This window comes from Candidatus Binatus sp., from assembly GCF_030646925.1.
Lineage (GTDB): Bacteria > Desulfobacterota > Binatia > Binatales > Binataceae > Binatus.
Map to the genome: position 1 here is coordinate 1 of NZ_JAUSKL010000041.1, position 7,639 is coordinate 7,639.

At 58.7% G+C, this 7,639-nt stretch carries 7 protein-coding genes; all 7 read right to left on the bottom strand.

Annotation, left to right across the window (positions count from 1 at the left end; translation table 11 throughout):
• Window positions 1–1,031: 1,031 nt before the first annotated feature.
• The gene (locus Q7S58_RS06840; RefSeq protein WP_304822493.1) at window positions 1,032–2,486 is read right to left on the bottom strand and encodes a DUF262 domain-containing protein; all 1,455 of its coding nucleotides are present in this window, start codon (window positions 2,484–2,486) and stop codon (window positions 1,032–1,034) included.
• Complete coding sequence (locus Q7S58_RS22090) at window positions 2,483–2,983, bottom strand: DUF2924 domain-containing protein (protein WP_370655466.1); 501 nt, start codon at window positions 2,981–2,983, stop codon at window positions 2,483–2,485. Before Q7S58_RS22090 ends, Q7S58_RS06840 begins: the two co-directional genes overlap by 4 nt.
• A gap of 173 nt (window positions 2,984–3,156) precedes the next feature.
• Complete coding sequence (locus Q7S58_RS06845) at window positions 3,157–3,738, bottom strand: class I SAM-dependent methyltransferase (protein ID WP_304822496.1); 582 nt, start codon at window positions 3,736–3,738, stop codon at window positions 3,157–3,159.
• A gap of 172 nt (window positions 3,739–3,910) precedes the next feature.
• The gene (locus Q7S58_RS06850) at window positions 3,911–4,420 is read right to left on the bottom strand and encodes a sulfite exporter TauE/SafE family protein (protein ID WP_304822499.1); all 510 of its coding nucleotides are present in this window, start codon (window positions 4,418–4,420) and stop codon (window positions 3,911–3,913) included.
• Between the two features lie 121 nt (window positions 4,421–4,541).
• Window positions 4,542–5,606 carry a class I SAM-dependent methyltransferase gene (locus Q7S58_RS06855; protein WP_304822502.1) on the bottom strand — a complete coding sequence of 355 codons (1,065 nt, stop codon included), beginning with the start codon at window positions 5,604–5,606 and terminating at the stop codon, window positions 4,542–4,544.
• A gap of 58 nt (window positions 5,607–5,664) precedes the next feature.
• Window positions 5,665–6,246, bottom strand: coding sequence for an NADPH-dependent FMN reductase (locus Q7S58_RS06860; RefSeq protein ID WP_304822505.1), 582 nt, complete (start codon window positions 6,244–6,246; stop codon window positions 5,665–5,667).
• A 29-nt stretch (window positions 6,247–6,275) separates the two neighbouring features.
• Window positions 6,276–7,478, bottom strand: coding sequence for an acyl-CoA dehydrogenase family protein (locus Q7S58_RS06865; protein ID WP_304822508.1), 1,203 nt, complete (start codon window positions 7,476–7,478; stop codon window positions 6,276–6,278).
• Window positions 7,479–7,639: the final 161 nt, after the last annotated feature.

A 7,639-nucleotide genomic window follows, 5' to 3' on the forward strand; every position in this document is an offset into this window, starting at 1 on the left:
CTTTTTCGGCAGGACAAGCACGAACTGTACCATATGTAGGAAATGTCGTCAAGTCGACGGAAATTGTGCTTACTTTTGGCTCACTTTTCGACCTCCCTGACAAGTCGCAAAATTCGTCTTTTCTGAGAGGTGGCCGGAACCATGACCGCCTCAATCGATGCATCGTATTTACGTCGTTCGGAGATCAAATCGACCAGGCTTGCCAACCACCTTGGTTAGGAGGTCAGCTTCGCGATCGGGCCTTCAAGGTTTCGTCCGAAATCGATTCTGGTGCCCGGGTTTGCAAGCGGCCGATAGGACACGAGGGCGGGGTTGGTGCGAATATCAAGTTGCCTCTTTGGTCGGCCCTTCCTGCCTGACAAGTCCATTCGCGACAGCCCGCATCTGGGATGAGATTTTCCGTGATCGGCAGCCGATCAGGGAAACCCAATTCCCTGATCCGCGATATTAATTCCCTGATCGGATCGTTAGGGAATTACCTGAAAAAGCGCAGCGAATGAGAGGTCTTTTCCCAGCTGCGGAGCGTCGACCAAGCCCGAAAAACGATCATTTCCCTGTTTTTTCCCTGATGATCAGGGAATCCAGACGCGGAGCGTAGTTCGCGGTCGCCTGCCCCCACCACCATTCAGTCCTTAGGTTTCTGGACATTTGAGAGAATTGCTCGAAATGCGCGCCTGAGCGCGCGATTTGCGATCACGCACGGACCCGGAGAACGTCTCCAGCGCCGCTAATCGCGACAATCTCGCAAAACCTATCCGCGCGCGATTTGCCTAGGTCCGCGGATCCTCGCCATAAATTCGCCTCGCCGGGTCAGCAAAAGACCGAGCGAACGGATGCGGTGTTCAGTAAGCGTCATCTCTGCCACGCGCGAATGCATGAACACCGATCGGCGCGTCAACCCCAACGACCCTTGGCAGTCCTGTCGCAGGTCGCCGTGGGAACCTACGGGTTTTTAGGATCGCGGCGTGATTAGGATGTGGGCGTGGGCGGGTTTGGGGTTTGCCTTGAAAGGAGCGCTCGAAGATCGCCTTCTATTGCTGTGAGGATGTTCGCTTGGAATAGTGGGTACTTGGTTGGTTCGATGGTGTCCGGCGTTCCCTCGCCGGCATAGAGCGCGAAGGTTGTGCCTGCTTTTTTCCGCTTGGAGCGAGTCTTGCCCTTGTCTCCATGATCCACGTCGTGGCGCAGGTCCGTCCGTAGGTCGTTGATGTGGACGAACGATCGCAAGGTCGCCGGGTCGATGCGAGCTCCAGGCCCCTCCCGAAAGAGGAAATAGAGGTCATCGATGAACGCGCCGTAAGCATCGCGTGTCGTGACTGGCTTCCGAAGGCGCAACAGCGCAGGGCAGTCTTGTTTGTGGCTTTGAATAAGTCGTCGCCGGTCGCCGCGGCGTGCTTTTTATTGATCTGCTCGATGAGTAGAATGATGGAATCCGAGACTGCCGTGATCCGTCCTGTCGTGCCACTCTCAGCGATGACGCTTGGGTCGAAGATCGCGCTAAGTTCCGGGGCGATCGTAAAGAGCTTCCGGAGGAGGATCTCCTGGCGCGTCCGCGCAGCGCCGGTGACGTTGGCGCTCACTGATTTCTGAAATTGGACGTAGTCACTGTCTGTCGCCTCTTGGCCCTTGTCAATCTGTGCGGCCAACTCGGTCGTGAAGCTCTCACAGAACTCTCTAAGGAGGGCTTCGATGCCGGCGTAGTTCTTGGTGCTCACGATCTCGCAGGTGAGCGTGATGAGCGATTGGACCATCGTTCTCGTGCGCAATATGGAGCCGTTGCCCTTGAAAGCCGTAGCGAGTAAGTCCAAGGCGTTCTTGATGCGCTTGGCCACTGCCGAAGTGGTGGCGAAGTTCTGGTTCGCCTCAAAAACTGCTTTCACGTCATCAAGCCGTAACCCGGTGTCGAGGTCCTCGAGCTCGATGGTGACCACTTTCGCAAGAACATCGAAGTGCGCGTACCGCGTATCAGGGACAGCAATAGTCTCCTTAAAGAAGGGGTGTTTCGCCGCAGTTTCCTTACAGAAATCGCGGAGCTTGCTCGGCACCGCGTTAAGCTTCTCGCTACCGGTCAGGGGCATACCTTCCTGGAGTCGCTGGAAGAACTCTTTTAGCTCCTTATCCGTCGCGTCTTCGATCACGTCGTACTCGATATCGAAATCGTCGAATGCGTCTGCTACGTTCCGTTTCAACTCGCTGTAGTACGTCCCACCGAAGATCTCTGCGGATTCCTGGCTGAGGCCCAGATCCCCCGAGAAAAACTCGAAAATGGCGGTGAGCCGCTGTTGGCCGTCTTCCACGAGAAAGTTCTCGTCCGAGCTCTTGACGAAATAGAACTTGGGAAGCTTCCAGCCCCGCAGGATGGAGTCAATGAGGCCTTGCTTCTTCTGCTTGCTCCACACCTTCTGCCGCTGCCAATCCGGAATTTCGTAGCGGTCCCGGCGACGAAAGATCTTGTCGATCGCGCGTTTGTCTGGGGTCATCTTCATAAGACGGATTCGTAGTATCTCAAAAAACCCACGCCTTTGGAACGCGGAACTCCGCCGTCGGCCTGCCGGTAAGCCGGAAGGATGCCGCGCAAATAGAAATCGGTGATGGAGGCGAAACGAACGTCCTCGATGGTGGGCGGACTCGGTGGCTGACACCCCGCCACTCCCGGATCAGGACTGTTCCCGCGCCTGTGCGTCCCTTCGGAGTCTGACCCGGTGCGACCTCCGCGGCCATCGCAAACACGGTCGAGAATCCGCTTTGTGGAGGGCTTGAGACCGCCCAACGCTCGCTCCTGCAGCCGGTACGCAATAGCCCTGATCATCATCACGCGGCCGAGGTGCGGCGGCGAATGGGCACCAAAAAGCGCCATCCATTTCTTTCTTATAGCTGGCAAGTCGAGAGCGAGAAGGCCGCTAATCTCCTGCGCCAACTGTTCTGAGCCGTTACCGACGGTTGGCGGCCTTCCGCTTCTATTTGGCAAACTTGTGTGTCCCATGGAGACCTCCGTTCAGGTGTCCATGTGCGCTCTGTTCGCGCCACAAATCCAGTCGTTGGGCTAGGATATTGAGGGTAATTTCGGTAGGAAGCTGGTGCCGTAGGGCTCGCACAATTCACGATCTGATGCGCCGTTCCGCCAATCGGCGGTCCGAAGAGGGGGATAGGTTCCCACTATTTCACGCTTGCGCCGGATTTGTTCGGTTGCCGTATCGATCGCTCCAAGTGTGCAGCAGCACCGGTACGCTTTGTCTCATAGTAGAATGGTTCAAATAGCGCTACCTCTTTGTCTATACACGAGCGCGCGGACTTGGCCGGCTTCGTTCGCGCCATGCTTTCAAGAAATACGTCATTCACATCGGTTGAGTACGCGAGCATGGTGACGAAATCTCTCCCTAATTCGAGATCGCGCTTGAACAACTCGGGGATGAATCGGCGGGCGATCAGTACTTCGATGCGACGCGTTGTGCAAATTTCGATGAAGGTAGGCAAAGTGCTGCGTTGTATACTGAGATGATGGATTGGGATCGCGACTTCATAGCGCCACGCCGCAGCTATCTTGGCCGAATTGGCCTCGACACCGACTACTACAGCATCCTGCTTCAGCTCAGCGATGCGCTGTCCGAGTAGTCCAAAGCCGCAACAAAGATCGAGAAAATGGCTGCCGCGGGCTCGCTCCAAGATCAGCGCCGCGATCCTATCGTCGATGCGCGGATAGTTGCCCGTGCGCTTCCAGCGTTCTAGTTGATCGAACAACTGAATCTCACTCGTCCAGGTCAAATCAAGACGACTCCACCTTTGCCCAGCTCAACGAGAACGTCGTTGCAGTACCCCCCGACCTGACCCATCCAATCTCCGAGCGAACTCAGGGGCGGCAGATTTGACCTACTTCGTCTCACTCCGTGCAGTCCCAGTCGGGCTTATGAGTTCAGATTTGGTACTCGCCCGTATGCCGCCGGTGGCGGCGCCTGGTGAAGTATCGACGCATCGGCGGGAACACCAGACCGAAGCGCCGCTCAAGTATCGAGAGCACAATCAGCGCTGCAGTACTGAGCACGGCCGGAAAAATCGCGCCGAACTTTCGATCCGGGTCAGTGAACACCATTTGGAAGGATATAAAGAACATGAAGTAGCCAAATATCCGGCGCATAACCGGCACCGGGATGCGATCGACGTAGAAAGCGCCAATGAAGGCGCCGAATACGAACCCGAGGCAGACAAAGCCAACGACCGAAAAATTTATGAGTCCCTTGCGATAATATTCCAGCGCTGCGAACAAGCCGATCGGCGGTACCAGCACCGCCAGTGAGGTACCTTGGGCCTGTTGCTGGGAGAAGCCGAACAGGAAGATCAACGCTGGGACCAGAAAAACCCCGCCGCCAAGTCCCAGCACACCGCTGAGTATCCCTATCGCCAGTCCGAGCGCTAACAGCGGCATTGTCAAACTCCTGACGCCTGGATCCTCTCCAGACCATTATGTAGATGTTTCGGACCTGGCCCCGCACGCGCCTGAGCAAACATGCGACGGCGCAAGTTCCAGACGACACACCAAGCCGATGCTAGGCTTTCAGTTCGTACAGGACAGCGAAATCGTCATCGATCGGCAGCCGCCGGAAATGCTTGAATCCCGCGCGCTCAGCCAACTCGCGCGCCTTGACCTCGCCCATCGCCGCGCCGATTCCCGCGCCGCCGTGAGCGAGCGAGGTCGTCATGCAGTACATGGTGCTGATCGAGTAAACCATTTTGCCGAGAGCGCTATGATTCTCCTCGGGCTTCGACGACACATTGATCTCCTGCACCAGGTAGGTGCCGCCGGGGGCCAGCGCGCGGCGAATCGAGTTCATCAGGCCGACCGGATCGACCGCGTCATGGACCACGTCGAAGGTAGTAATGAAATCGAATTTCGAGTCCGGCAGGGTGACGCAATCGCCGACCTCGAATGCGACGCGGTCGCCGACTCCGGCGGCGCGCGCGTTGCGGCGCGCGCGCTCGATCGACTGCGCGACCAGGTCGTAGCCAAACACCCGGGCCTTGGGAAAAGCCTGCGCGATCAGAATCGCCGCCCGACCGCCGCCGCAGCCGACGTCCACCGCGGCTCCGCCTACTTTGAGTCGTTCGACGACCTCGGGCAAGGCGGCGATCCATTTGTCGACCAGCTTGTACTTGTAGCGAGGAAATGAGTTGCGCTCGGACGCCTCGAACATCCACGGCGGATATTCGCTCTGCGGCACGCCCTTGCCGGTGCGGAATGAATCGGCGACCTTTGGCGCGACCGACATCGCGCTTTGCACCATCTGGAAATAAGAGCCCACGAAAAAAGGCGACTCTTCATCGGCCAGCACCAGGGCGTATTCCGGGGTCAGATGAAATCGGCGCGCGGTCGCATCATAGGTGACGTATTGCGCGGCGGCCATTGCGTTCAGCCACTCTCGAAGATAGCGCTCGCTAAGCCCGGTCTTTGCGGCCAGCTCGTCGCTGGTTACCGGACCTGACTCCTTCATCGCTTTGAACAGTCCGAGGCGGTCGCCGATGAAGCAGAGTGCGCCATGAACGCAGGTGCCTACATCGCCTACAACCTGCTGCGCGACCTGCTTGGCTTTTTCAAAATCAATTTTGGACGCCATGATGAACTTCTCCTTGAAGAATGAATGTTCGATGTATGCGTTCGCGGGGCGAGAGCACTCATCTGCGGTATGCGGCCAGCGGCGGCGGACCAAGTTCCAGCCGTGAGGCCGACAACGCCTCGCTCAATTTCAGAATGGTTCGCACCAGCTCCCGCAGTTGCATACAGGCTTTCGCGGTGGGCTCCCCGTTTGCAAAATCTTCGGCCGATAGATACACGCTGGTGGGGGCGAGTATCGCGCCGAACCATGCGAGAACGTCGCGCAGATGCCAATCGACGCCGAGGTAATGGTGATGTGTCGCGCCGATCGCCACCACTCCGCACGGCTTTCCTGCGAGCGCTTCGACCGGAAGATGGTCGAGCAGATTCTTTAGCGCGCCGGTAAACGAGCCGCGATAGACAGGGCTCGCAAGGAGCACTGCGTCGGCGTCCGTGATCGCGCGCACCACGGCGGCGGTGTCGTCGCCGAGCTGCTCGGGCGGACGGCCGTCTGCGAAGGCAATCTTGTAGTTGGCCAGATCGAGGAGTTGAGCTTCGGTGCCCGGTACTTCCTCCGAGACGCATCGAACAGCCCATTCCATAGCCTTGAGCGAACGGCCGGGCGGCGTGACGCTGCCGAGTACCGCTACGAGTTTCGCCATATGGTGCTCATGCTCTGCTTGGGCAGCGTTCATAGCGCAGCGATCGGCGGATCGGCGATCCCGAGCACCGATTTTCCGATCGCCTCGCGCCTGCGATCGACGGGATCGTGCAGGGTGAGCGTTCGCACGTTGCGCCAGAACATCTCGAACTTGTTGCCGGCTAGCGTAGCGCTGGTACCGCAGATTCCGAAAACGTCATGGGTGATCGATAGCGCCACCTCGGTCGCGAATACTTTCGCCTTATAGACGGCGAGCGCGGCATCCACGCGGCGCGACGGATCGGACTCGACCGCTTTGAGCCTTACAGCCGCGTCATAGACGAGCAGCCGCGCGGCGGCAAGCCTGCTTTCCATGTCGCCAATGTGCAATTGAACGATGGGGTCTTCCGCGATCCGGTTTACTGCGCGCATCAGGCTCCGGCGGCTGGTCGCGTATTTCTTCGCCTCCTCGAAGGCGCCTTCCGCGGTGCCAAGGTAAATCGCCGCGAAGCCGATCTGAAAGATCGGTCCGAGCGCGGCTGGCGCTTCATAGAAGGCATTGGCGTGCCCGCCAATCAGGTCGCTTTGCGGGACGAATACGTCGCGGAAGCGAGTGGTTCCGCTGGCAGTGCCGCGCTGACCCATCCCGTCCCAGTCATCGACGATTTCGACGCCGGGCGCTTTCGCATCGACCGCGAGGATGAGCATGTTGTGGATCAAATCCCCGCCTTCCTCGGCGCACCAGAGCAGAAAGCGCGACGCGCCCGCCGAGTTGGTCGAGAAAAACTTGTCGCCGTTCACAAGGTAACCGCCCGCAACCTTACGCGCGACCGTCTGTGCCCCCATGATAGAGGGGCCGAGTTCGCTCGCCCACGAACCCCACAAATCGCCGTGCTTGACCACCGCGCCGAGCAGACGCTCCTTTTGCTCGTGGCTGCCCATCGCGGCTATCTGCGAGCAGGTCGCGGTCTGCACTGCGAAAATCTGGGAGGTGCTGGTACACCACTTGGCGATTTCCTCGACCGCGCGGCTGACCATCAGGTAGTCGCCGCCGAATCCTCCACCCATCCCGCCGTATTGCTTTTCGATCGCCATCGCGAGAAACCCCTCGCGGCGAAGCGCGTCGATGGAGTCCGCGGGAAAGCGACGCGCCTGGTCGATCTCCAATGCGTGCGGCGCAATCTCCCGCTCGGCTATTGCTGCCAGTGTTTCGATCTCCACGCTCTCGGCGTTGGCGGCCAGTGAATGACTCACATCGAACTCCTTAATCTTGGCTTCAAATGATCGACGCGCGATACTCATGAGCGCCCAGCACGACCGCGCCCAGCGCTTGCCGACGTCCGTCCACCGGATCATGCAGCGTAAAGGTGCGCGCATCGCGCCAGAACCGATCGAGGTTGTACTTCATTCGCGTT